Source organism: Massilia sp. Root335, from assembly GCF_001425685.1.
Taxonomy (GTDB): Bacteria; Pseudomonadota; Gammaproteobacteria; order Burkholderiales; family Burkholderiaceae_D; genus Telluria; species Telluria luteola.
On record NZ_LMCY01000037.1, the window covers coordinates 171,208 to 197,447 of the forward strand.

Below are 26,240 nucleotides of genomic sequence, written 5' to 3' on the forward strand. Positions count from 1 at the left end.
TCCGCCCGCGTGGTTTTCTGGATTTCCGTTGTTCAACAGCCAAAGTCGATTGCAATAATTAAACGCAGGTGTATACTTATTTTCGGCATCAAGAACAATTATCAGGAGACAAGCAATGAAAATGACCCGGCGTACGCTGCTGGCCACCACCGGTCTCGCCCTGGCACTACCGGCGCTGGGCGCGGCGCTTCCGACTTACCGGCGAGCCAGCGCGCCGGTCGCCGAACGCGTGCGCGACCTGCTCGGCCGCATGACGCTCGACGAGAAGGTCGCCCAGCTGTGTTCCATGTGGATGACCAAGGTGTCCATCGTGGACAGGGAAACCTTCGCTTTCTCGCCCGAGAAAGCGGCGAAAGCGATCCCGCACGGGATCGGACAAATTGCGCGCCCGTCGGATCTCGCGGGCAGTGGCCGTTTCCGGACGAAGTCGTTCCGCGAACCCGAGGACGCGGTTGCATTTGTCAACGCCGTCCAGCGTTATGCCGTCGAGAAGACCCGGCTCGGCATCCCGGTGCTGTTCCACGAAGAGACAGCGCACGGCTTGGCCGTCAAGGGCGCCACGTCGTTCCCGATCCCGCCCGCGCTGGGCAGCACGTGGGATCCGGCGCTGGTGGAACAGTGCTTCGTCGTCGCGGGGCGCCAGGCGCGCCGCCGCGGTGTGACGGTCGGCCTGAGCCCCGTACTCGATCTCGTGCGCGATCCGCGCTGGGGCCGCAGTGAAGAGTTTTTCGGCGAGGACCCGTACCATGTCGGCGTGATGGGGGCCGCGGCCGTGCGGGGCCTGCAAGGCCCGGTCCGGCCGATCGGCCCGGACAGCGTGTTCGCCACGCTCAAGCATTTCGTCCATGGGATGCCGCAGAACGGCCTGAATATCGGTCCGTCCGACATGTCGGAGCGCATGCTGCGCGAAACTTACCTGCCGCCGTTCAAGGCGGCCATCGGCGCGAAGGCCGCCATCGTGATGCCGTCGTATAACGAAGTGGGCGGCGTGCCGTCGCATGCGAATGAGCAGTTGTTGCAGCAGACGGGGCGCGGCCTGCTCGGCTTCCAGGGCGCCTATTTCAGCGACTACGGCGGCGTGGGCGAAATCGCGGAACTGCACGGCATGGCGGACGACGCCGATGGCGCCGCGATCCTGGCGATGCGTGCCGGGGTGGACGCCGACCTGCCGGAAGGCAGCACCTATCAGAAACTGGCAAAGCTCGTGCAGGCCGGCCGCGTACCGCAGGCAAGCGTCGATGCCGCCGTGGGCCGCATCCTGGCGCTGAAGTTCGAAGCGGGGCTGTTCGAGAACCCCTACGTCGATCCTCAGCGTGCCGCCGACGTGCTGAACGACCCGCAGGCGGTGGCGTTGGCGCGCACGGCCGCGCAGAAGGCAGTGGTCCTCCTGAAGAATGACGGCGTGCTGCCGCTGGATGCATCGAGCGGCATGCGTATCGCGCTGATCGGGCCGAACTCGGTGAAGCCCATGCTGGGCGGCTATTCGGGTTGGCCGAAGGCCGCGGTCGGGGTGCTGGAAGGCCTGCGCCAGGCCGGGGGCAACGTGTCCATCGAGCAGTCCGACGGCGTGTGGATCACGCCGCCTGTCGCGGAAGGCGTACGTCCGGAAGTGCCTGTCATCCGCAAGGTGCCCGCCGCCGACAACCAGGCGCGTATTGCCGCGGCGGTCGAGGTCGCGAAGCGCGCCGACCTCGTCGTCCTCGTCGTGGGCGACAACGAGCAGGTGACTCGCGAAGCGGTGGCGACGATCGTTCCCGGCGACCGCAATTCCCTCGACCTGTACGGCGACCAGGATGCGCTGGTCGAAGCCATGCTCGCCTGCGGCAAGCCGCTCGTGGCGGTCCTGCTGAACGGCCGTCCGCTGGCGGTCAACCGGCTCGCAGAGAAGTCCAATGCCCTCGTCGAAGGCTGGTACCTGGGCGAGCAGGGCGGCAACGCGATCGCCGACGTGTTGTTCGGCAAAGTGAACCCGGGTGGCAAGCTGGCGGTGAGCTTCCCCCGCTCGGTCGGCGAGGTGCCGGCCTTCTACAACCGGCATCCGTCCGCGGACCGGGTGCCGTACGTCGAGGGCAAGCGCACGCCGCTGTTTCCGTTCGGTTACGGCTTGAGCTACACGACGTTCGACGTGTCTGCTCCGCGCCTGTCGCAAGACCGGATCGGACGCAACGACACGTTTGCGGTCGAGGTCGAGGTTGCCAACACGGGCAAGCGCGACGGCGACGAGGTCGTGCAGATCTACGTGCGCGATACGGTGAGTTCGGTCCCGCGTCCGGTGCTGGAGCTGAAGGCATTCCGGCGCGTTTCGGTGCCAGCGGGCGGCCGGACGACGGTGCGGTTCGACCTCGGGCCGGACGCGCTGGCGTTCTGGGACCGCGCATTGAAGTGGGTGGTCGAACCAGGCACGTTCGTCATCAGTGCCGGCAACAGCTCGGACCGACTCAAATCGACAAAACTGGTCGTCGTCTGACGTCGTTGCCTGGAGGGTCATGATCATGGGTTCATTAGCTACTCCTTTCGCGCAAGTCCCGATGGATCGTCCGGGACTGATGAACGAGGTTATCCACGCGATCTACCAGTCCGTCCTGGAAGCCGAGCCATGGCGAGCGAGCATGGCATTGATTGCCGAGTACATCGGCTGCACCAGCGCGACCATCGTCGTCCGGCCGAGCAACGGGATCGACCTGGGTTACCTGGTGACCCATCCTGAGAACGGCAAAGAGTTCGAGGCCGCGTACAAGACGACGTGGTACAAGTCGGATCCGTTCGTGAGCCTGCCGCCTGAGCGCGTCGTCCTGATCGCGGACGTCATGTCGAACCGGGAGTGGCAGGACAGTGCGTATTTCAGGGAATTCCTGCAAGACGCCATGCCGGCGGACGCACATCACGGCATGGGCGTCGATATCGTTACCAGCGCCGGCGCGATTTGCCGGTTGCGCCTGTTCCGTTATCCGGAGTTGCCGCCGTTCGACGTCGAACACAAGGCCCGACTGGCCAACCTCGTCCCGCACATCAAGCAGGCGCTGACGCTCGCCGCGCAGGCGACGCGCAACGAGGCGGAGCGCGAGATTTACGAGGAGGGGCTGGACGGGCTGAACATCGGCGTCGTGGTGCTCGACGAGCGCGGCCAGCTTCTGAGGGCAAATCCGGTCGCTTGCCGCCTGTTGACGGCCGGCGATGGACTGCGCCGGTCCGGGCGCGAAGTGGAGGCGTGCACGCCGTCCGAAACGCGCGAGTTGCGGCGCCTCCTCAGCGACGCGACGGCTGATTCGGGCGGCGTGGCGGCCATGTCGCTGAGCCGGCCGTCGGGGCGCCGCAAGCTGGCGGCCGTCGTGCGCAGGATTCCGATGGTCGAGGAATCCGAAGGCAAGGCCCGGCCGGCGTGCGCCATCTTTCTGCGCGACCCGGATGCGCCTGCCCGGCCGGCCCAGGACATGGCCCGCCAGTTGTTCGACTTCACGCCGGCCGAGGCCAATTTCGCCGTCGAACTGGTGAATGGCCTGAGCCTGGACGAGGCGGCGATCAAGCTCGGCATCCGCCGCAACACGGCACGCGCGCATCTTCGCTCGATTTTCATGAAGGCCGACGTCACCCGGCAGAGTGAACTCGTCAGGGTGTTGCTGAGCGCCGTGCTGGGCCTGGACGTACAGCGCAACTGAACGACAACAAGGAAAACACTATGCAGAAACCATTTGCATGCGCGGCCGCGCTGGCGGCCGTGTGCCTGCACGCGTACGCCGCGCAGCTACCGGCCATCGAAAAACGCGGCAACGCGACCCAGTTGGTCGTCGATGGCAAACCCTTCCTCGTGCTGGGCGGCGAGCTCCATAACTCGAGCGCGTCGTCGGTCGAGTACATGGCGCCGATCTGGCCGCGCCTGAAACAGATGAACCTGAACACGGTGCTGAGCACGGTGAGCTGGGACATGGTCGAACCGGAGGAGGGCAAGTATGACTTCTCGAACGTCGACCGCCAGCTGGACGCCGCGCGCGCCCAGGGCCTGCGTCTGGGGATCGTCTGGTTCGGCGCCTACAAGAATGCGCGCTCGACGTACGCGCCAGGCTGGGTGCGGCGCGACACCGCCCGTTTCCCGCGCGCCGCCACGAGCGGCGCCAAGCCCGAATTCATGAGCTACCCGGGCGCGATGCCCCTGCCGGTGCTGTCGCCGTTCTCGACGCAGCTGCAGGCGGCGGAGCGGCGCGCGTTCGCCGCGTTCCTGGCGCACCTGAAGGCCGCCGATCCGGATCACACCGTCATCATGCTGCAGGTCGATAACGAAGTGGGGCTGCTCGGTGACAGCCGCGATCGTTCGAAGGTCGCGCAGGCCGCGTGGGATGCGCAGGTGCCCGCGCAGTTGATGGCTTACCTCGAGCGCCACCGCGCTTCCCTTCGCCCCGAGCTGCTGGACGTGTGGGGACGCCAGAAGTTCCGTCGCGCCGGGACCTGGGAACAGGTGTTCGGCAGGGATGCGCTGGCCGAGGAAATCTTCATGGCCTGGGCCTACGGCACCTATGTCGAAACTGTTGCGCAGGCCGCGAACAAGACCCTGCCGCTTCCGATGTACGTGAATGCCTGGCTCGGACCCCAGCCGGGCCAGCCGCAGCCGGGCGACTATCCCAGCGGCGGTCCGGCGGCACGCATGATGGACGTGTGGAAGGCGGCGGCGCCGTCGATCGCCCTGCTCGCGCCGGACATCTACGTCGACGACGTCAAGGGCACGCTGGCCGATTTCAATCGCGCCGACAACCCCGTTTTCGTTCCGGAGTCGCGCTTCAAGACCGTGAACCTGTTCCGCGCCATCGGCGAATACAACGCGCTGGGCTGGTCCGTCTTCGGCATCGAGGATCTGGCGTCGACCAAGCAGCTGCCGCAGGCCTATGATGTCCTCGGCTCGATGGCCGATGTGATCCTGCGCGCGCGGGAACGCGGTACGTTGCATACCGTCCTCCTCGAACGCGACGATCCGGTGCCCGCGACGCTTGCCGGCTATTCGATGACGATCCGCGGCATGATGGGCCAGCTCAAGAAGATGATGTTCGACGCGGGTGTCGCAGGGCCCGGGGGCGGCGCGGGCGCGAGCGACAAGCCGGCTGCGCCGAAGAAGGATCCGACGTCGTTCGGTTTCGTCATTGCGGGCGGACCGGGCGAATTCTACCTGGTCGGCCAGGATTTCATGGTGGACTTCGCGCGCAACGGCAAGCTCGCCGAGGTCGACTTCGTGGAAGAGGGGCGATTCAAGGATGGCCGGTGGATTCCGGGACGCCGTCTCAACGGCGACGAACTCGTGACGCTGCTCCCCGCTTCGGGCATCGGCGTCGTCCGCGTGAAACTGCTGGAGCCTGGCTCGTCTAGTCCGCATTAACGATGTCAACGTCAACCCGGTCTTCATAATGCTTGAAACAGGGTTGACGAGGACATCCATGAACATCCATTTGCAAGATCCCCTTGCATGCTTTCCGAGCGGCGTCGTGCTGCTGACTGCCGGGCACGGCGATGACCGGATCTGCGCGCCGGCACGGACCTTCGGCGTCCTGTCGCCGGAAGGCGCGCTGGTGATGTGGTCCATCAGCCGGCACGTCCCTTGTGCGACGGAGCTTGAACAGGCGACGGACTGGGCCGCTCACGTGCTGGGGTATAACCAGGCGGCGCTGGCGTCGCGCGCCGGGGCCACGGCCGACGACGTCCGCGTATGCGCGGGCGCCGACGGCATTCCCATGCTGGCAGGCAGCGCGGCCACCCTGTCTTGCAGGCGCGTCACGTCGTTCACGTGCGCGGACAGCCTGATCGTCGTCGGGCATGTGACCGGCTTCGCGCGCAGCGACATACCGCCATTGATCAGGCACGACGGCACCGAGGCCGTGGGCATCGACATCAATGGGAGGCCCGTGGACGGCGCAGGACCCACGACGGCCACCTCGCTCGGTTACCTGTTGGGGACGGCATTCTTTTACCTCTACGGCAAAATGCGCGACGTCGGCGGCCGGCTCGGTTACGACAACATCGAGATGTTCGTGCTGACGGCGCTCGGCGAACGGGGCGGGCGCACGCGTGTCGAGATCGAGACCCTGCTGGCCTACAGCGCGCATCCCACCAGCCTCGAAGCGATGGACGACCTGGAGGCGCGAGGCCTGATCGTGTCGCGCGAGCCTGTCAACGGCATCGTCTCGGACACGACGTTCGATCTTACCGAAGCCGGCCGGGATGTCGTTGAACAGTTCAGCCGTGCAGGCTTGCAGGTGCAAACAGGCATGGAGAACCTGCTGGGAGCGCCGGAGACGGTAGCCCTGCGCGCGCTGCTCTACCGGTTCGCCGAAAAGATCGACACCGGCTCACCGGCTGCGTGGCTCTAGGTTCCACGTGTGGGGATCGATAAAACAGGGCGCCGAGGACAGGCGGTACCCCTGGGCCTCGTCGACGTTCGCGGCATTACGGCCGACGTCCAGGAGCGCAGCGGGCGTTGGTGCCGCCGATGTCGGCCAACAGGCGCCGGCAGTCGTGGTGCGGCGCGCATGGCGGGGACGGAGTTTGTGTTCCGATCATTGTTGGATGAACGTCGTCGTCAAGGTTGCCCTGGAGTCTGTCCCGACCCACACGTCGAACGTGCTGGCCTCGTTGACCCAGTCGTGCGCGGATGCGCTCCAGTATCGAAGCTCGTCGGGACCGAGTGTGAAACGGACCGTCTTTTTCTCGGCAGGGCGCAGGGTGACGCGTTCGAATCCCTTGAGCTCGCGTACGGGACGCGAGGCGCTGCCGTACCGTTGATGGAGGTAGAGCTGGACGACCTGGTCGGCAGTCACCGGACCTGTGTTCTCGACGACGGCCGTCGCCTCAATCGATTCCCCGGCGTGGATCCTTGTTTTGCTCAGGTGCAGCTCGCCGACCTTGAATGTCGAATAGCTCAGCCCATACCCGAACGGGAATAATGGACTGCCCGGTTCGTTCCAGTAGCGCCGGTCCTGTTCGGACGGATCCTGCGTCAGGTTGTGTCCGTAGTAGAGCGGAACCTGTCCCACGTTGCGTGGCCAGGTGAACGGCAGCTTTCCGCCCGGACTCGCCGCGCCGAACAGCAGGTTCGCTGCCGCGGTGCCGCCCTGTGCGCCGGGGTACCACAGTTCCAGGATCGCGGGCACGTGCGCATGGGCCCAGCCGATGTCGAGCGGCCGGCCGTTCACCAGCAGGAGCACCACTGGCTTGCCCAACGCGACCACACGTTCCATGAGCCGTTGCTGGTCGCCGGGCAGCGCGAGCGTCGAGCGGGAAGCGGATTCGCCGATCATGTCCTGTTTTTCGCCGAGCGCGAGGACGACGAGATCCGCTTTGCCCGCCATCGCCAGCGCTTTCTCGAATTCTTCGCCGGCATGGGCGGCATCCCAGACGGGCGGCGTCTTCTCCTTGAAAATCGATTCGAATGGCGACGGCGTCGTCCTGCGAATCTGGACGCCGGGCGCGACGTCGAGTGTCTGGCCGGCGCCGAGCCTGGTGCGCAGCCCCTGCGCGATGGTGACGGTGTCGTCCAGATCGTGGGCGAATACCCATGGGCCCAGCGTATCCTGGCGCGAGTCCGCCAACGGACCGATGAGCGCGATGCGCTTGTAGGCCGCAGGGTCGAGCGGCAGCAGGTTGCCTTCGTTGCGCAGCAGCACCGCCGACCGCTCCGCCGCGAGACGCGCTTCGGCCTGGTATTCCGGCGCGCGTTGTACCGCCGCGCGCGCCTTCGCTTCGTCGACGTAGGGGTGCTCAAAAAGACCCAGCTGGAACTTCGTGGCGAGGATGGGGCGCACTGCGGCGTCCACTTCCGCCGCATCGATGGCGTGCTGGTCGAAGGCTTCGCGCAGGGTGGCATAGGCGTTGGAATAGCTGGCCATTTCCATGTTGACGCCGGACTTGAACGCGCGGAGCGCGGCATCGCGCCTGTCGCTCGCATACCCGTGCGGCACAAGGTCGTTCACGGCGTTGTTGTCGCTGACGACGAACCCTTTGAAACCCCATTGGCCGCGCAGGACGTCGCGCAGCAGCCAGCGGTTGCCGGTGGCCGGGACGTCGTTCAGGTCCATGTACGCGCTCATGATGGTGCCCGCGCCGGCCCGGATCGCCGCCCGGAACGGCGGCAGGTAGACGTTTTGCAGCTGGGCGTCCGACAGGTTGGCCGCGTCGTGATCACGGCCGCCTTCGCTCGCGCCATAGCCGGCGAAGTGCTTGACGGTCGCCAGCAGCCGGCCCGGCGTGCCCAGGCTGGGTCCCTGGATACCGCGAACCTGCGCGGTCGCCATCGCGGCATTGAGGTAAGGGTCTTCCCCGGCACCTTCCACGATGCGGCCCCAGCGCGGGTCTCGCGCGACGTCGACCATCGGTGCGAACGTCCAGCCGATACCGCCGGCACGGGCCTCGATCGCGCCGATCGCGCTGGCGCGTTCGACGAGGGCGGGATCCCAGGAGGCGGCCAGTGCGATGGGTACCGGGAAGATGGTCCGATAGCCGTGCACCACGTCGCTGCCGAACAGGAGCGGGATGCCGAAGCGCGATCCTTCGACGGCCAGGTGCTGCAGGCGGTTGATCTCCGCCGGGTCCGTCACGAACAGCACTGACCCGAGCTTACCTTCGCGCACCATGCCGTCGAGCTTGGACGACTTCCGGAACTGGAACAGCTGGCTGAGCTGTCCCAGTTTTTCGTCGACCGTCATCTTGCGCAGGAGGGTGTCGGTGCGTGCCAGCGACTCGGCCGAAAAAATCGCGGGGGCGTCGGGCCCTGTGGCGGGCCGAACTACGGCTGCGCTTGCCGGGCCGGCGGCCAGCGCACCTGCGATGGACCAACAGGCGACGTTGGCCAGCGACCTGCGCAGCGCATGGTTGCCATGGTGGTCGTTCAAGGAAGCGAACATGATTCAGGCCTTATGTGGATTGGAACGGCGATGGCCATGCCGATGCGGAAACCCGAACCGCTCATGCCGATGAACTGCTCGGCCGGGATGTTCGATGCGATCGGCAAGGACGTATTCGTGCGGGGCCGACGAGCCCGCGGCGGATTTCTTGCGCCGATACGCCCACAGGCCGTAGTCGGCGGCGACGCTGAAGCGGATGCGGAAGACGAGCGAATCCAGGGAGGAGAACAGAGTCATGTGAATGCAAAGGCAGTAGGGCGACGAGCGGGCGGATGACGAGAGCCGCATGGGCATGTTGCCTGGTTTTCCGCGCGAGCTCATCGTCCGTTCAGACGTTACGGCCGCCCGCGTTACGCGCCACACTGCCGTCATGTACTCCGATGATCCGGTTCAGACTGTCCGCATGTGGCGCATCTATGTTTGCGCCTGGGTTGCATTCCTGCTGCTCATGGGGATCGCCCTGCAGGTCGACGACCTGCGCCAGGGAAGATTCGATACGCGGGTCGTAGCCGCAATACTGAAGAGCACGCCGCACGCCGTTTTCCTTGCCTTGTTGTGGCCATTGAGCGGTTGCCTGGAGCATCGGCGTCCGCCGGCGTGGGCCGTCGTCCTGATTCACGCCTGCGGTGCGCTGCTGTACGGCGTCATGTGCTACTCGTTGTTGTGGTTCCTGATCGGCGTGCGGCAGCCGCTGGCATGGTATTTCTGGCCGCTCCTCTATGCGCTGATGACCTACTGTGTCGTCGCCGCCATTTTCCACATCGTCCGCATGGATCACGCCAGGCGGCGCCAGGCCGAGGCGGCGCGGCTGGCGCACCACCTGCTGGTCACGTCGGAAATGAGCGCGCTGCGCAACAAGCTGAATCCGCATTTCCTGTTCAACACGCTGCACTCGATCATCGCGCTGATGCGCCACAGTCCGGCGGCAGCCGAAGCGGCGCTGTTTCAATGCTCGGACATGCTGCGTTACGTGCTCCGGACCGAAAAGAATGGGGTCGACCTGGTGACACTGGACGACGAATTGCAGTTCGTGCGCGATTACCTCGACCTCGAAAGCCTGCGTCTCGGCCCCCGGCTGCAGGTCGACTGGGAACTGGACGAGAAGGCCGGACATTGCCCGTTGCCGGCGCTGTCGTTGCAGCCGCTCGTCGAAAACAGTATCAAGCATGCGATCAATCCATATCGCCGGCCGGGCCGGATCCTGATCCGCACGAGCCTCGACGAACGGGCCGGGACGCTGACGCTGACGGTGGGCGACAACGGCCCGGGCGCAGACCCCGATGCATTCAAGGCGTCGCGCGGACTGGGAATTCGCACACTGGTACGCCGGCTGGAACTCCAGCATGGCGTGCGCGGTACCTTGAGCGTCCGGACGGCGCCCGGCGCGGGATTTGTCGTCACGATGTCGATTCCGCTCGCGGAAGAGGAATTCAAACTGATCAAGGAATGAGAATGCATCAAGTCAGAAACGCATTGTTCGCCGTCGTCATCGGTGCTTCCGTGACGTTACCGGCCGTCGCACGCGACCGGTTCGCCACATATGCGAACCCGGTGGACCTGCCTTATCGATACCAGTTCCGGTCCCTGCGGGAGGCGGCCGATCCGACCGTCGTCCGGTTCAAGGACCGGTACTGGCTGTTCGCGTCGCATTCGAAAGGATATTGGTGGTCGCACGATCTGCAGAACTGGGAGTTCGTGGAGCCGACCGGCTATCCCGTGAACCGGTACGCGCCGACCGCCCTCGTCATGAACGGCAAGCTGTACATGACGTCGAGCGAGAACACGCCGGACGTGTGGACGACGGACGATCCATTGGCGGGCATCTGGACGAAAGCCGCCGACATCCGGCCCGGCTACAACGATCCGTGCCTGTTCCTCGACGACGACGGCCGGCTTTACATGTACGAGGGACTGAGCGGCACGGATACGTTGCGGGTCTTCGAGCTCGATCCGGCCACATTCCAGCCCTTGCGCAGGGCTGACGTGCCGGCGTCGCGTGACAAGGCGAACCGCGGCTGGGAAGTCGTCGGCGACAACAACGAGATCGAGCGTGCCGAGAGCTTCGTGGAGGGCTCGTGGATGACGAAGCACAAGGGTATCTACTACCTCCAATATGCATCGCCCGGGACCGAATACAAGACGTATGCGGACGGCGTGCTGACCTCGACGAACCCGATGGGCCCTTTCAAGTACGCACCATACAGTCCGTTTTCGTTCAAGCCGACGGGCTTCGTGGCAGGCGCCGGACACAGCAGCACCTTTCAGGGAGTCGACGGCCAGTGGTGGCACATGGGGACCATGACGATCTCGAAGCGCTTCAAGTTCGAGCGTCGTCTCGGCCTTTTTCCGGCCGCATTTTCGAACGACGGCGCGCTGATGGTCGACACTTACCTGGGTGACTATCCACGTTACCTCGACGGCAAGCGTGAGCTGACGGGCTGGATGCTGCTGTCGCGCCGCAAGGCCGTCACGGTCTCGTCGACGCTGGCTGGTTACCCGGCCGGGAACGCGGCGGACGAAGACATCCGGACGTGGTGGTCCGCGCAGACGGGGGAGGCGACGGAATGGCTGAAGATGGACCTCGGCGCTATCAAGACGATCGAGGCGGTCCAGCTCAATTTCGCCGACCAGGACAGTGTGGGCAAGGGCATCAGCCGCGACGTGTATCGCTACGTCGTGGAAGGCTCGGATGACGACTCGAACTGGCGGACCTTCGTCGATCGGTCCACCGGCGGGCGCGACGCGCCGCACGACTACCGTGTTCTGGCCCGGCCCGAGCGTGCACGCTACGTCCGTGTGCGGAACATCCACATGCCGGACAACGGCAAGTTCTCCCTGTACGACCTGCGTGTGTTCGGACACGGATCGGGCCCGCGCCCCGGTGCGGTGACCGGGGTGACGGCCGCGCGCCGGCATGGCGATGCACGGCGCGCGACGATTTCCTGGAAGCCTGCCGGCAACGCCGATTTTTACATCGTGCGGCTCGGCGTACGCCCCGAGCTCATGAACCAGAATTTCCAGGTCCATGACGGCGTCCATTCGGCGGATGTAGGGAGCCTGAACGTCGGGCAGAAGTATTACGTGGCGGTGGATGCCGTCAACGAACAGGGCGTGACAAAAGGGCGTGCCCAGATCCTGGTTCGTTGAAACAGCGGACCCGTCTCCGGCGACGGCCGTTTCCCGGCAACCTCGCACCGTTCACGCCGGAGCATCTGGCTGGCGCCGCGTTCCATGAACGATCGATATCCACCATCCCGAACGAATACGGAAGGTTCGACGCTCGTATCGTGCCGGACGATCCGATGAGGCGCCGGGCCGAAGCGCGGCGACGTTGAATCGCGGTGCCGACGGCCGTTTCGGCGCGCCGGCACCCGCCCGGTCACGGTGTGGGCCGGCGCTGCTTGCGTACCAGTTTCACCGGCCCCAGCAAACCCGCAGGCTGCGGCTTCAGGTTCTTCAGGCCAGGCTTCTTCGAATCGATCATTGCATTGTTGGGACTGTTGAAGATGCCGATCTGCAGCTGGTTCAGTCCCGGACGCAGCATGGTCGTGATGTCGGCCTCGAACGGAGGCGCAATGAGCGTGAGCTGTTGCTTGCCACGCACCGTCACGATCGCCATGTCGTGTACTGCGCCAAGATCGAGCACGACCTTGTTGCCGGGCTCGAGCCACGTGGCGGGCAGAGTCACCTCGATGCGATAGGTGGCGTGGCCGGAGACGTCGGCAAGCGCGGGAACGGCCTGCCAGTCGCGCAGGCGATCGAGCGTCATCTGGTGGCGTACTACGCGTCCGTGCTGGCCATGGCCATCAACGTCCAGCGTCCATCGTCCGGCGGTCAGGTCGATCGCATCCGTCCGTATCCAGGACGCGGCCGCGGGCAGGCGATGGTCGGCGAAGACGACCAGGGCGGCGGCGCCGGCTGCGAGATCGACCTGGATCTCGCTTTCTCCCTTCCTGCTCCTTGTGTGTAATCCGGTCCGTTCACCGGTGTACGCGTTCCACAGTTCCGGATAGCCGGACGCGCGGGTAGTGAAACTGACGGTCCGCGCTTCCGCCTTCGGATTGTGCAGGAAATACGCGGTGCGGCCATCCAGCGCTTTTTCGATGAACAGGCAGGGCGCGCTGGTAAACGTCAGGTTGGCCCGGACCCGCGCCTGGCGTAGCGTGTCGGCAAGCGCGTCGGTGCGGGTAATGCGCGCGCCAGCATTCAATGCGGCCTGCACGGCGTCCCTGACGATGCGGTCTTGCGCCGCGTGGTCGAAATAGCCTGCCGCGTGCGATGGTGGCCGATCGATGAAAAAGATTGGCAGTCCGGCCTCGGCAAATCGCACAAGTTTGGCCGCTGACGTCGCCGTCAACGCAGGCCGCGCGGGCAGGATGAGCGCCGCATATTTGGCGCCGCCCGGCGTCACGAGGGCGCGACCGGCCACGTGGCTCTTCGCAATGCTGTCGTCATTGATCCGGTCGTAGTCGTAACCGATGCCCAGCACATGCTCCAGCAACGCATCGGTCGTGTCGGGTTCGATACCGTGGAAATAAGTGCTGTCGGCCAGGTACACGGCCAGTGGGACGACGTTGACGCCGTTTTGCAGGATCGCCTGCATGCTGCTGATGTAGCGATTGAGTGTGCCGATCGCATTCCAGAGAGGATTCGCTTCGTTGATCATGCTGCTGAACCCCGGCAGGAAGGGACTGGGCGCGAACGGATACCAGCCTGGCCAGGTATCCCTGTGCAGTGCATACGGAAAGCCGTGCATGACGATCGCGTTGACACCGCTTGCGAACAAGAGGTTCACGCGCGCTTGCCATTGGGCTGGCGTGATCTCGAACGACTTCAGGGGCCAACACAGGCTTTCGCAACTCACCAGTTTGCGCCCGTACAGGTTTGCGGCAGCACGCGCCATCCGCAGGAAATGCGGGTTCCCGGTGCCCTCAAGGTCCTCGGTCTCCGGAATGTCGGCCAGACCGTACGTCTTCAGCAGGTCCGCGGGCGCACCGTGTGCCTGGACTCGTGCCAGCAGGCCGTGGCGGTGGTTCCACTCAACGAAAGGCTGGTAGAAGTTTTCGATGATCAGTTCGGAGAGGGTAAGGCGGTAGTCCGCCCGGATCCGGTCACCCGTATCGCCAGCATCGAAATAAGGTAAAGACACGTGCGGATTCCACGACTCCATCCAGCCGGGCTGCAGCAGATGGGGCAGGTAGGGAGTGACGTCGTAGCCGCGCCGTGCCGCGAACTGGGCCAGCAGGTCTTCGGACCAGTACAGATCTGGCATGAGTTCCAGGCTGTCGATGAACGTTGCACGCAGTGCGTGCCGCGGCCTGCCGTCCGGCGCCAGCGGGTCGCCGACGCGGCGCGCGTGCGCCTCGAAGGCGGCACGCTTGAAATGGTCGAGGACCAGTTGCGGCCCTTCGCCCACGCCGGCCAATACGGGGCTGTCCACGACGAACTGCTTGAACACGACGATCTGCCATTCGCCGTCGCTCGGCGGGACCCAGTCGAGAATGCCGTCCGGCCGCAGTTTCTCGGTCACGACGATGCCTTCGACGTTGCCGTCGACGACCTTGCCGGCCGCCTTGACTACGGATGCACGGAAGGTCTTGTCGTTCTCGAGGACCGGCGCGCCGCTCCGGATGGCAACGACGGCTATGAGCTTTTCGCGTGCTGCGATGCGGTCGCGCCAGTCCTGTGCGCGGGGATCCTTTGCGCGCGCATCGAGCGGCGAAAGCGCGCCCATCTTGCGGGTGTTTCCCGGGATCCTGACCCGGATTGGAGCGGCAAGCGGCGTCTGCACGCTCGTAACGGCCGGCGTCAGTTCGAGCAGCGCGAGCTCAGGGGTAATCGCGAAGCCGCCGCCCGACGGCCAGGCCGAACCGAACGTCAGATCAATGCGCAGGCCTTGTCGATCCGCCTCGTCGGCACACGTGTCCACGTGGGAGAAAAATGCGGCGTTGGCGTAGTCATTGACGTGTGCACGTTCGTCCTTGCTCAGACCGGGAATGCCGGGATTGAAAGCCTGGATTTCCGCACCGCCGAAGCCGGCCAGATTCAAGAGCTTGATCTCGCGGCGCAGTTCGCCGTCCTCGACAGCGCCGCCTGGCCACCACCAGCGCACCCATGGCTTCGCAAGCACCGGTGGATGTGCAAACAACCGTCGATAAGTTTTGCCGGCGTCAGCCGTCCTCGCCACGCCCAACGGCAGCGCTGACGCTCCGGCCATGGCCGTCAGCGATGATAGGAAGTTTCGGCGAGTCAAAGCCATCTGGGTCTCCGGTGGAATGGGTTGGCCGGATTCGCGACAGCCGGGAGGCGTACCCGCAACATCCGAAATTCCATTGTGGACGACTCGGGCATGGGCAGGCATCGTCCGTTCGGACGGGCTGTCGCCGGTCCGGTAACGGGTGGTTCGCAAACGGTGTAGTCGGGGGTGCCGTTGCGTAATTTTGCTATCGTTACAGTGCAAGGAGAGCCAATGCCTGCTGCGCCAGCAGAACGCAATTCTGCGTCGGCGGTTCACCATCGACGCAGAACATTTGCCGGTGGCGCAGATCCGCCTCCAGACGCTTCAGCCGCAACTACTCAGTTGGTGTAAAGCACACCCCGGCCGTTACCAGCGACATAGACGCGACCATAGGTGTTCCAGTCGCCCGCCATCATGCCCATGCCGCCGAACTGGTGCGCGTCGTCATTGAAGCGCGCCCAGCTTGCGCCGCCATCGTCAGAGTGGTACAGGCCCCACACGCCGTTGATCGTGCCCACCACGTAGACCGCGGCCGAGTAGGTGGCACCGGGCGCCGCCTTGCCCAGCGCGACCGTCTTCGCGCCATGCAGGGTAGGCTGGTTCAGGTCGCCCACCGAAGCAAAGTTGTTGAGCTTGGTCCAGGTCGCGCCCGAATCGAGCGAGTGGAACAGGGAGTTGCCGTCGGCCAGCCAGATGTCGCCCTCGGCGTTGGGGTTGACCTCCATCGAGGAGTTAAACGGGGCGTTGGCGTGCATATTCGCCGCCACCGAGCCCTGGCTCAATGTGAAGTTGTGGCCGCCATCGGTCGATACGTACACCTTGCCCGCGCTGCCCCACCATTGGGCGCCGTTGTCATAGGCATAGACCTTGTTCGGGTTCTTGCGGTCCGCCTTCAGCTTGTAGGCGTGAACCCACCCGTTCACATTCGACACGGCAGGCAGATTGGTCGCGGTCCAGCTTGCGCCATTGTTGGTGGTATAGGACGGCACCGAATCGCCTGGCGCCCAGACCACGTTGTTGCGCGCAGTGACGATCAGGTTGGACGGGTCGCCCGGGTTGGCCGCGGCGCCGGGAGGCAGCGTTGCGAACGCCGCCCAGGTGGTGCCGCCGTCGCCGGACCAAAAGCCCTTGCCGACGTGGGGGAGGGGGGCATTGTCTTGCACCGAGGTGGCGATGTAGAGCGGGTCGGACCACGCCATGTCGGCCGAAGTGCCATTGCTGAATGTGGACATGGGGCCCTTGGTCGCCTTCGTCGTGAGGTCCGTATAGACCCAGGCGCCGATGTCGCCGCCGCTATCGATCAGCTTGTACGGCGCGCCGGCTGGCGGGGTAGAGAGGGCCAGGGTGGCGGTTTCTTCCATGCCGGGAACCAGGTTGTTCCACCACGGCGTGGCCGACGAGGCGCTCCAGGTCTCGACGATGCCGGAGCCGCCGAGGTGGGCGATGTGGTCGCGGTTGAACGGATCGATCTCGATGTCGTCGTTCCAGCCTCTCGTATCGTTGGCGGTTGGGGTATGTCCCATGCCGAACTCGATTTCGCGCCAGGTGGCGCCGTTGTCGTCGGACAGCTGGATTTCCTGGGTCGTGTTCGCCCAGCCGGTTATGGCGAGCGCGATGCGGGTGGTCGACCCGCTTCCGTAGATGGACACGCCGCCGAATCCGCCGCTGGTTGAGCTATTGAGCTGGGTCCAGGTGCCGTTGAAGGGCACGTACCTGTAAAGATAGCTGGGGCCGGTGACACCCTCGCCGGCATTCTGGTTGAATGCCAGGTAGTAAGTGCCGTCGGTGGAACGCACCATGTGCGGGATGTAGTAGCCGGTCGCTGGGGTCGGGACCGTGACCGGGGTCCACGAGAAACCGCCATTCGTCGACTTGTACAGGCTCGACGTCAGGCCCGCCGCGTTGGCGTAGTCCGGGGCGACGGCGGCATAGATGATCCAGGTGGTCTGGCCGCCACCCACGTTCGAGTTGTCGAAGATGACTTTCTCGACGCCGATCGCGCTGCCGCTCATCGTCACGCTGCCCAGGTTGAGCCGGGACCAGGTGTGGCCCGAGTCCGCGCTCTTCCACAGGCCGGCAGTGCGCGACCCGTAAAACATCGTCGACGGATTGGTGGGGTCCAGTTGCAGGCGTTCGCCCATGGCCCTGCCGCCGCCGTTGCCCATCACCGGGAATGGCAGGGCGACCCAAGTCCAGTGGTTACCGCGATCGCTGGAAATATAGATACGGCCGTTCTTGTCAGACTTGTTACCGGCGACCAGGTAGAGCAGCTGGTCGTTGGTCGGGTCGACGGCGAGGCTCTCCACGGCGTGGAAATTCGTATCGTTCTCCTCGAAACCCAGGCCGTCGGTGATCGGCGTCCACGACGATGTGGCCGGGTCCCAGCGGTAGGCGCCGCCCACGTCGGTGCGGGCGTAGCGGAGGTTCGGGGTCGTCGGATGGTAGAGGATGCCGGTGACGTAGCCGCCGCCCCCCCACTTCACGGCGCTCCAGCCGGTGGCCACGGCGGTGCTGGTGGCGAGGTAAGTCGGCGCAGGACCCTGCGCGACGTCGTTATTGGAACCGCCGCTACAGCCGGCAGCAAGACCAGCGAGCAACACCGGCATGAGGAACTTGATATTCCGAAGCAACTTCTTGCATGGATCGTTCATTGCACATCTCCGTTATTGTTTATGGGTCTTGTGAAAAGGCGGCGATCGCCGATGCCGCATGCCGCACCGCGGCGGGCGCGGGGCAGCATGCGTCAGTAGACGCAGACAATCTTTATGAAACTTACTGTCGTTGAGGGCAAGCTTGCATAAAGCCCAACGCGACCGGGGTACACGGGCGCGCGCGTCCGTTCGGCCGGGGTACTTCAGGCCGCCAGGGAGTGGCCTGGGAAACGGCCGGATTGCTCAGGATGGCGTCGGCCTCGAAGACGAAGGCGGTCGCGGCAACTGCCACGGCCAGCGATGGTGGCGAGCACGCAAGCTTGCAACGGCATCGGGGCGCCGGCGAGCTGCGCGTCGCGCAGGAAGAAATAGCCGCGTTATCGCGTCCATTATTGTTGACCATCGCAATGTCTCCTTTGCCGACGATATCGGCTGGCTTCGGATCTATCGAAATATCACCAGCTGATGTGTATATTGCGCGCTGCAGCACGGCGGCGATACATCCAAATCACCAAAAAAGGGAATCTCATTTCGTGGTCGACGGCGGCCCTGGGGGCGAAACGGTATGCGGGATTTCCTTGATGTCGTCAACGATTTTCCACGAGACCTACTAGCGAAAGCTCGCTCGACCATGCCCTGCATATCGCTGTCGCTGCCGAAGTCCGACAAAGCAAAGTCCCGCGACAGGCGATAGAGTTCGGCAACCATATGCCGATCCGATGCCTCCGCGCATTCGTCGAACGGCTTGGGCGCGGTGGCAGGGGTCTTGACAGCGGCGCTGGCCACGGTCTCTACCGTTGGCGGAGGTGCGGGCGCTGCCGGCGCCCGGATCGCGTCGGACACGACATCGATTTCAACAGCAAGGGGTAAAAGAGAAAACAATCGAAAAATCACACCGCGATGCGCGGTGCGTGCGCCTTGCTTACGCACGGCAATTCGTCAACACATTCCTGTGTCGCATGAGATTGCCGCGCGGCGCACCCAGCCGCTTATTTCCGGCGACGGCGCGCCAGGGCACCGACCACCAGGCCGCCCAACAGCAGGGGCAGGGTTCCCGGCAGGGGAACGGCGGCGCTCGCAGCTCCCACGGACAGGTTGTCGATTTCGTTGTAGGTGCCGGAACCCAGGCGCAGCTCGGTGATGCCGTTCAGCGCCGTGCTCCAGCTGTCGTAGCCTTCGAGGTGGGCGGTCAGCAGGCCGTTGATCGACATGTCCATCCCGTCCGTGTAGAAATCGAAGCCGAGCAGATTGAAGACGCCGCCGCCCACCTTGCTGACGGTCAGGTACGAACCGATACCGTTTTCGAAGCCGTCGTGCCAGTTGTAGGTCTGCGGATCATACGTGCCGTCGCCGATATGGGCCGCGTCGGACGCCGCGTTCGGCGCGTGCAGGGTGACCTGGAAGCCCGACTCCACATAGGTCAGGTCCTTGCCGCTGTAGGCCATGCCGGCCGCCAGCGGGTAACCGTCGCCGTACATGAAGTTGGTCAGGTTGTCGAAGGTCAGGACGGCGGCACTGGCGCTGCCGGCGAAGCACAGGACGACAGCGGCGATGATGGTTCTAAATTTCATGTAATGCTCCAAATAGGGTGTAATTGATGAAGTACAGCCTGGGCGCCAGAGCCGTGGCTCTGGCGCTCGGGACGGGCGCTTAGTAACTGAACAGGACGCCGCGGCCGCTGCCGGCCATGTACAAGCGCCCAGGCACGCTCTGGTCGGCCGCCAGTTGGGCAATACCGCCGTACTGGTGCTTGTCATCGTTGAAACGGCGCCAGGTCACGCCGCCATCGTCGGAGGCGTACACGCCCCACACGCCGTTGACCACGCCCACCACATACACCGAGGCCGACGACTTCGAACCAAGCGGTGCCTTGCCCAGCGCGATCGAGGTGGCGCCCCACAATTCGGGGTACGACCATGTCGCGTTGGCGCCCCAGAATGGCGCGAAGGTGCTCAGCTTGGTCCAGGTCACGCCACCGTCGAGCGAGTGCATGACGGCCCGCCCGTCGGCGACCCAGATATCGCCTTCCGCGTTCGGATTGACCGCGATCGACACGCTGGGGAGGTCGGTCACATAATCGCTGGCGAGCTTGAACGCGGCGCTTTCGGTGAAGGTATGGCCGCCGTCGGTGGAGGCGTAGAAGTGCTGCGTCTCGGACCCTTTCGCCCACCATGCGCCGCCCGGATTGTAGGCATACACCTTGTTCGGATTCTTGCGATCGGCCACGACCTTGTAACCGCGGTATATCCACGGCGTCGGATCGACAGCCGGCAGGTCGGTCATGGTCCAGGTCGTTCCGTTGTCGGTGCTATAGGCCGGCACCGCATTGTTCGGGGTCCAGATGATGTTGCCCGGTTTGGTGACCGCGACGTTCGACAGATCGCTCTGATTGGTCAATCCTTGCGGATGGTGGCCCGCGAACGGTGTCCAGGTCACTCCCGAATCGGTGGAATAGGCGCCGCCCACGGTGGGGTGGTCCCAGGTGCTGGTGCCGATCGCGGCGATGTAGCTTGGCGTGGACCAGGCCATGTCGGCGCTCATGCCGTTGTTCATCAAGCCAACCGGTCCCAGTGTGGGCGTCTTGTTGAGTTCCGTATAGACCTTCATGCCGATGTCGCCCGAGCTGTTGAGCAGACGGTAGGAGGCGCCCGGCGGAGCGGCCATCAGCGACAGCGTGGCGGTTTCCTCCATGCCGTCGACCTTTCTGGTCCAGCTTGGCTTGGCCGCCGACGCATTCTTCGTTTCCCACACGCCACCGCCGTTCACGTGCATGATGTGCTCGGGATCGTTGGGGTCGATCTCGACGTCGTCCGTCCAGCCGGCCCACATTTCGGTACCCGTGTGCGGAGCCATGGCGGAAATCTCGCGCCAGGTGGCGCCGGCATCGTCGGACAATTGCACAACAGGCTGGCCATCCCAGTTGCCCCAGGAATTGGTGACACCGAGCGCGATGCGGGTGGTGGCGCCAGTTCCCGACACCGACAGGCCGCCCATGCCGAAGTTGACCCATTGCTCGGCATCATACTTCTTCAGCAAAGTCCAGTTGGTACCGTCGAATTTGTACAGCCTGGACGGGCCGGCGGCGCCGGGGCCGGTGTCCTTCGTGAAGGCGACGTACATCATGCCGTCCTTGTTGCGCACCATGTGGGGGACGTACATGCCGGCCGTGTCGGCAGGGGTGGCGATGCCGTTCCAGGTCGCGCCGCCATCGGTGGTCTTGTACATGCTGAAGGTCATCCCGGCCACCGATGCATAGTCCGGGGCCACGGCCGTGTAGATAGTCTGGGTGGCGCTGCCGGTACCCTTGGTCGAGGTGTCGAAGATCACCTGCGCGACGCCGACCACGCCGCTCCAGTGCACCGCGCTGATCTGGTCCTGGGTCATCTTGGTCGACGACAGCGAGCTCACCTGCTGCCAGGTCTGGCCGCGGTCGGCGCTCTTCCACAGGCCCTGGGTGCGCGTGCCGTAGAACAGGATCGTCGGATCGTTGGGATCGACCATCAGGCGCTCGCCGACGGCGCGGCCAGGGCTGTTGCTGCCGGCCGAGAACGGCAGGTTAACGTAGGTCCAGTTGTCACCGCGGTCGGTGGAAATATAGAGGCGCGCGTCGGCCTTGTCCGACACGTACATGCCTGCGCTCATGTAGACGCGCTGGTCGTCGTTCGGATCGAGGGCCATGCTCTCGCTGCCATGGTAAAACCCGTCGCGCACGTGCAAGCCGTCGGTGATCGGCAGCCAGGTCGCGGTGGCGGCGTCCCAACGGTAGGCGCCGCCCACGTCCGTGCGCGCGTAAAGGACGTCCGGGCTGGTCGGATGGTAGATCAGCCCGGGCACGTAGCCGCCGCCCCCGTATTTCACGTTCATCCATCGGGCTTGCGTTGCCGTCTTGATGGTGGCCGCCAAAACCGGTGCCTGCGCTGCCGGCGAGGCATTGTCGGCGCCGCCGCAGCCGGCCAGCAGGGTTGCCAGGATACTGCTCATGGCGATTAGGTGAATCTTGTTGTTTTGCTTTTTGTACATACTTGTCTCCAGAAGGATGATGAATCGGGTCTTGTAGGTGTGGCGGCAGGAGGCCGCTCTTTTCAGTGCTCGCTTGGCCGGAAGCCGGCAAGTCGCGCTGTCGCATGGGCAATTCAGAAAAGCGCCAATGCGGGCGTGCGTCCTTTCGACCTGGCACTTCAGGCCGTCAAGGGCTCGGCCAAGGACACGCCCGGATTGTTCAGGATGGTGTCGGCCTCGACGACGAAAATGGTCGCGGCAATTCCCACCGCCAGTGCGGTTGCCGAGCACCTGGTCTTGGAACGGCATCGGGAAGCCGGCGGGCTGCGCGTCGCGCAGGAAGAACAGGCGCTTTGGCGCGTCCTTTATTGTTGACCATCGCAATGCCTCCTTCGCTGACGATATCGGCTGGCTTCGAATCTATCGGAATGTATCCAGCTGATGCGCATATTGCACGCTACGCCGCGGCGGCGATACTTCCAGATCACCAACAATGCGAATCAAATTTCATGGTCGACGGCGGCCCTGAGGACGAACGGTATGCCGGTAGCGGCGCTGCACCTGCTTGACCGGTTTGTTGGCCCCGCCGGCCGAAAAATGACCGGGCGCATTGGTGATTTGGAGAATTGCGGCACGCACGGGGAGTGCGCAGAATGGAGTACCAACCGTTGGATACCATTCGTGCGACCTCGCACCATCCCAGGCGTGCTCTTACAGGCCCTGGGCCTGGCTGCTGCTGCGGCGGCTCGCCCGCCAGTGTCCTCGCTCTCCGGCCGGTGCGCCGGTCGTCACCCAGGATCCCGGCGCTCGCCCGCGATCTGGCAAAAGCACGTCCCAATGCACCTCGCAGATTGATATATGAAGACCATGTGAGCGCAATCGGGAAGACAGCAAACGCTCACGGCGCAACTGCCCCCTTATTGCGCGTTTGCGGCAGGGGAAGTCGCGCTACGCCGCGTCTGAAGCATGGGCTGTCCATCACGGGCAACGATATCGCCGGCAAGCGAAGTTCTTGCAAACCGCCGGATTTGCAAGCAATGCCAGCCACGGTGAAAATCGGCGGTTCGCCCGTGGTGTGTAGGCTGAGCGGTGAGGACGAGCCGGATCGGGTTGCCTGGTTGGACCATTTTTCGCCCTCCATGACTACGCAATGTTTTAGTTTAGGCAATAACTCGCTCAAGAACAGATTTTTATGAGACAGCACGACTAGCACCCCGCCGGAGTTAGCTCGGTCCGCCGCAAAAATACTGGGACCGTACATATCTCGCCTGTTATGATTCTGGGACCGTACCAGTCAAGCCGCGCGGCCCCCGAGATAGTTCAATAAGTATCTATATGCAAGAGTTCTTTAAAAAGGCGCTGCTGGCGCTGATTTTCCTGCTCGTCGTGGACGCGCTGCTGGCGGTTTTTTTTGTTTACATGGCCTTCCCGACAAAGACGTTGCGGCAGGCGCATAAAGATGGCTCCGGCTGGCGTTACGGAACGTATTCCAATGTGGTAATTGGCGGCGTGCCGTCAGTGCGCTTGCACGACATGTCGGATGACCGGCTGCGCTTCGACTTCAAGCTGGAGGACGTGGTCGCGTATCCGATTTCCGCCGGCGACCTGAAACTCCAGGACGGCAAAGGACGGCTTATCCAGGAGGATTGGTCGAAGTTCCATACCATTTCCTTCGTTGCCAAATGTTCGCTGGCCACTGCCTTGTCGTTCGAGGTGTCCGTCTTCGATGAAAAATTCTCCAAGCTAAACAAGTTCGAGACTTACATTCCACCTAGAACGTATTTTTCGTGCAATGAACAAGGCATGGCGGTGACGCTCGACCTGGACCGGCTGCTTATTCCCGAATGGTGGTATGCATCGATGAAGGAGGACTTGGGGCGTCAGGTCGTTAAACTGGACAAGGTCGGGAAAATCATGTTTGGCGCCACCGCTGCTACGCCACGCGATGTCGATATCTCTATTGAAATCAGCGAATTGACTTTGCATGGCCGCGATTACCGCTATTTGGCCGTGCTGGTGGTCATGATCCTGGGTGGCTGGGTGGCATTTGGTGTTTGGTTTTTTCGGGCCCATTCCCGCGCACTGTTGGCCAGTGTCGACAAAAAAATGAAAACGAATTTGCCCTTGGTGGCCTATCGCCAGTTAACCGTCGAACCGTACAAGGACAAGGAGAAGGCGTCGGTCTTGCGGTATATCGGCAACTCTTATACCGATCCCAAGCTGGACCTGGACACGGTGGTGCAAGGGACCGGCGCGACCCGCTATAAAATCAATGATGTGCTGAAATCCGAACTCGGCATGACATTCACCGGTTACCTGAATAAACTGCGGCTGACTGAAGCATCCAGGATGCTGATTGAGAAAAGCGGCGCCGCCGTGTCGGAAATCGCGTATTTCGTTGGCTACTCGAGTGTTCCTTATTTTAATAAGCTGTTCAAGGAAGAATTCGGTTGCTCGCCGAAGCAATTCCGGATGCTTGCCGCCCAGCAGCAGCATGAGCAGCCCGCCGACAGCGCGCCGTCAGAATCACCCGCCTGAACCGCCCCATCCCAACCTTCTGCCTGATCTCGCTCGCTCCAACCACTCAGCCTGATCCGGCTCGCCCCCACCACTCAGCCTGAACCTCCCGGCTGAACGGTTGCCGGTCCCGCGCTCCTGCCAGGGGTGCGCCCGCCGTTCCACCCCTTGCACGTTCCCATTCTTCCGGGCTATCCACGACCGCTCCACGATTGGACCGTGGCACGGCGGCCACTTTTTCCGGCCCGCTTGCCCGACCTGTCGCCAGATGCCACGGCGGATTTTCACCGTGGTGAAAATTTCTTGCGATTTCTACCGTTGGCAAAAGAAATTTCGTGGCAGCGATATTGTTGCGCACGAGGAACTGCCTATGCTTGAGACGTGGGCCAGAATCCGCTACCGACCTCCGGCCGCAGACGCAAGAATGTGTGCGTTGCTGGTTGCAGGATGATGAAAGGCCTTGCAGTCCACTAAATTGTCGGGTGGAAAATGTTCCTCATATATCAAGAAATGCGTCGAGGAAATTGATTTTAGACGTGTGCCCGCTGATCGTCGCAGCTTGCAAGTTGGAAGATAAATATAAGGGAGACGGTAATGCAATTGAAGAAGATGGACGACTTCACCGCCACCGCGGCCGCCACGGTGCCCGAGCCCGGCGCCCAGCTGATACTGGGGATTGGCCTGCTGGCGCTGGTGGCAGGGCGGCGCAGGTTTGCGCGCTGAAGATCGCGTCAATCCTGGCCTTCACACCCTTTTGCTCTCCTCCACGGCGGGGTTCCGCGGTGGTTTTTACGGGGCAGCTTTGGCTGCCCCTTTTTTTTGGAATCGGATACCGGGCGCTGCCTGGCAGGACTAGCGGGAACCCATCCGCGACGTTCTTGTGGGGTGTGCGATGGTTGAATTGGGGCAGGGCCAGTTGCCTGCAAGCGGGATGTTCTTAATAAAAATAAAGGATGGAGAGACGATCTTGCCCCCGGTTTTTGTATGCGCAAGTGCGGCTGTGATTGTTTTTTTCGAAAATGCTTTCAACCATACAAATAAAATGAAGACGACCAAAGTACACCGGATCGCGCTGTTATTCAAAGCGAACATGATCTTCGATCACGAAGTCATCGCCGGCATTGCCGGATATTTTGGAAATACGCGCGCGGCCTGGGATATCTTCGTGGAAGAAGATTTCCAATTGCGCCTGTCTGGGATCGAGCATTGGCAGGGCGACGGCATTATCGCCAATTTTGACGATCCGGCAGTGGCACAAGCGTTGTCGCGCTGTAGCGTACCGGTGGTGGCAGTTGGCGGTTCCTATGCCGACCCGGCCAACTACCCGGCCGGTGTGCCCTACGTGGCAACCGACAATTTCAAGCTGATCGAACTGGCACGCCAGCACCTGATCGATGTCGGCCTGCAGCGTTTCGCCATGTTCAGCGTTCCCGCCACCGAGAAAAACCGCTGGGCGCAGGAGCGCGAGAATGCCTTCCGCAGCCTGATGCAGGGCGACCAGCTGGAAGCGGAGATCTTCCGCGGCCGCGAAACCAGCATCCATTCGTGGGACGAGGCGGTCCAGGGGCAGATCGACTGGTTGCACAGCTTGGCCAAACCGGTCGGCATCGTCGCCGTATCGGATGCGCGTGCACGCCAGCTATTGCAGGCCTGTGTCATCGCCGGCATCGAAGTGCCGGAACAGGTGGCGATCATCGGCATCGACAACGACCCGCTGGTGCGCAAGCTCACCCGCATACCGCTCAGCTCCGTGGTCCAGGGCGCCCAGGAGATCGGGCGCGCGGCAGCCAATCTGATCGAGCAGATGCTGCGCGGGATGCGCCCGCCGACCACGCCGATCGTGGTGCCGCCGGCCGGCATCAAGGTGCAGGCGTCCAGCCAGTATCAGCTGATCAAGCATCCGAACGTGATGCGGGCGCGCCACTTCATCCGCCAGTATGCCTGCCAGGGCATCAAGAC

Annotated in this window: 17 protein-coding genes; 10 read left to right on the forward strand and 7 right to left on the reverse strand. The window is 63.6% G+C overall.

The window, feature by feature from the left end:
- The first annotated feature begins 115 nt into the window (after positions 1 to 115).
- Genes ASC93_RS20410 through ASC93_RS20425 form a run of 4 tightly spaced genes read left to right on the forward strand, consistent with a single transcriptional unit; the run spans position 116 to position 6,347 of the window.
- Complete coding sequence (locus ASC93_RS20410; protein ID WP_056446652.1) at positions 116 to 2,467, forward strand: glycoside hydrolase family 3 N-terminal domain-containing protein; 2,352 nt, start codon at positions 116 to 118, stop codon at positions 2,465 to 2,467.
- Between the two features lie 19 nt (positions 2,468 to 2,486).
- A complete protein-coding gene (locus tag ASC93_RS20415) occupies positions 2,487 to 3,656 on the forward strand; it encodes a helix-turn-helix transcriptional regulator (protein ID WP_157202038.1) in 1,170 nt (389 codons plus the stop codon).
- 20 nt (positions 3,657 to 3,676) lie between these two features.
- Positions 3,677 to 5,359, forward strand: coding sequence for a DUF5597 domain-containing protein (locus tag ASC93_RS20420; protein WP_082548198.1), 1,683 nt, complete (start codon positions 3,677 to 3,679; stop codon positions 5,357 to 5,359).
- Between the two features lie 58 nt (positions 5,360 to 5,417).
- Entirely contained in the window at positions 5,418 to 6,347 is a 930-nt protein-coding gene (locus tag ASC93_RS20425; protein WP_056446657.1) for a flavin reductase, read from the forward strand.
- A gap of 186 nt (positions 6,348 to 6,533) precedes the next feature.
- On the opposite strand, the gene bglX is transcribed toward ASC93_RS20425, so the two are convergent.
- Together bglX and ASC93_RS30080 are read right to left on the reverse strand one after the other, a co-directional pair.
- Positions 6,534 to 8,876 carry a beta-glucosidase BglX gene (gene bglX / locus ASC93_RS20430; protein ID WP_157202039.1) on the reverse strand — a complete coding sequence of 781 codons (2,343 nt, stop codon included), beginning with the start codon at positions 8,874 to 8,876 and terminating at the stop codon, positions 6,534 to 6,536.
- A 3-nt stretch (positions 8,877 to 8,879) separates the two neighbouring features.
- Positions 8,880 to 9,113, reverse strand: a complete 234-nt coding sequence (locus tag ASC93_RS30080) for a hypothetical protein (RefSeq protein ID WP_229412809.1) — start codon at positions 9,111 to 9,113, stop codon at positions 8,880 to 8,882.
- Positions 9,114 to 9,162: 49 nt separating this feature from the next.
- Between ASC93_RS30080 and ASC93_RS20435 the strand changes: the two genes are divergently transcribed.
- Together ASC93_RS20435 and ASC93_RS20440 are read left to right on the forward strand one after the other, a co-directional pair.
- The gene (locus ASC93_RS20435) at positions 9,163 to 10,326 is read left to right on the forward strand and encodes a sensor histidine kinase (protein ID WP_229412810.1); all 1,164 of its coding nucleotides are present in this window, start codon (positions 9,163 to 9,165) and stop codon (positions 10,324 to 10,326) included.
- A 23-nt stretch (positions 10,327 to 10,349) separates the two neighbouring features.
- Positions 10,350 to 12,023: a family 43 glycosylhydrolase gene (locus tag ASC93_RS20440; protein WP_056446661.1), complete on the forward strand. Its 1,674-nt coding sequence runs from the start codon at positions 10,350 to 10,352 to the stop codon at positions 12,021 to 12,023.
- A gap of 232 nt (positions 12,024 to 12,255) precedes the next feature.
- Here ASC93_RS20440 and ASC93_RS20445 read toward each other — a convergent pair whose 3' ends face one another.
- The 5 genes from ASC93_RS20445 to ASC93_RS20460 form a co-directional block, all read right to left on the reverse strand.
- Complete coding sequence (locus tag ASC93_RS20445; protein ID WP_162251933.1) at positions 12,256 to 15,135, reverse strand: glycosyl hydrolase; 2,880 nt, start codon at positions 15,133 to 15,135, stop codon at positions 12,256 to 12,258.
- A 317-nt stretch (positions 15,136 to 15,452) separates the two neighbouring features.
- The gene (locus tag ASC93_RS20450; RefSeq protein WP_200958373.1) at positions 15,453 to 17,765 is read right to left on the reverse strand and encodes a dockerin; all 2,313 of its coding nucleotides are present in this window, start codon (positions 17,763 to 17,765) and stop codon (positions 15,453 to 15,455) included.
- A 444-nt stretch (positions 17,766 to 18,209) separates the two neighbouring features.
- Positions 18,210 to 18,695 (reverse strand): hypothetical protein, encoded by a 486-nt coding sequence (locus tag ASC93_RS30995; protein ID WP_157202040.1) that lies wholly within the window; start codon positions 18,693 to 18,695, stop codon positions 18,210 to 18,212.
- Between the two features lie 59 nt (positions 18,696 to 18,754).
- Complete coding sequence (locus ASC93_RS20455; protein ID WP_056446665.1) at positions 18,755 to 19,336, reverse strand: hypothetical protein; 582 nt, start codon at positions 19,334 to 19,336, stop codon at positions 18,755 to 18,757.
- A gap of 79 nt (positions 19,337 to 19,415) precedes the next feature.
- Positions 19,416 to 21,746, reverse strand: coding sequence for a sialidase family protein (locus ASC93_RS20460; protein ID WP_229412811.1), 2,331 nt, complete (start codon positions 21,744 to 21,746; stop codon positions 19,416 to 19,418).
- Between the two features lie 9 nt (positions 21,747 to 21,755).
- On the opposite strand from ASC93_RS20460, the gene ASC93_RS31490 reads away from it, so the two are divergent.
- The 4 genes from ASC93_RS31490 to ASC93_RS20475 all read left to right on the forward strand — a co-directional run.
- A complete protein-coding gene (locus ASC93_RS31490) occupies positions 21,756 to 22,139 on the forward strand; it encodes a hypothetical protein (protein ID WP_162251925.1) in 384 nt (127 codons plus the stop codon).
- Positions 22,140 to 23,099: 960 nt separating this feature from the next.
- Positions 23,100 to 24,302 (forward strand): AraC family transcriptional regulator, encoded by a 1,203-nt coding sequence (locus ASC93_RS20470; RefSeq protein ID WP_056446671.1) that lies wholly within the window; start codon positions 23,100 to 23,102, stop codon positions 24,300 to 24,302.
- Between the two features lie 573 nt (positions 24,303 to 24,875).
- Positions 24,876 to 25,004 carry a PEP-CTERM sorting domain-containing protein gene (locus ASC93_RS30085; protein ID WP_082548203.1) on the forward strand — a complete coding sequence of 43 codons (129 nt, stop codon included), beginning with the start codon at positions 24,876 to 24,878 and terminating at the stop codon, positions 25,002 to 25,004.
- 319 nt (positions 25,005 to 25,323) lie between these two features.
- The coding region (locus ASC93_RS20475; RefSeq protein WP_229412822.1) for a XylR family transcriptional regulator at positions 25,324 to 26,240 on the forward strand (917 nt) is incomplete at its 3' end.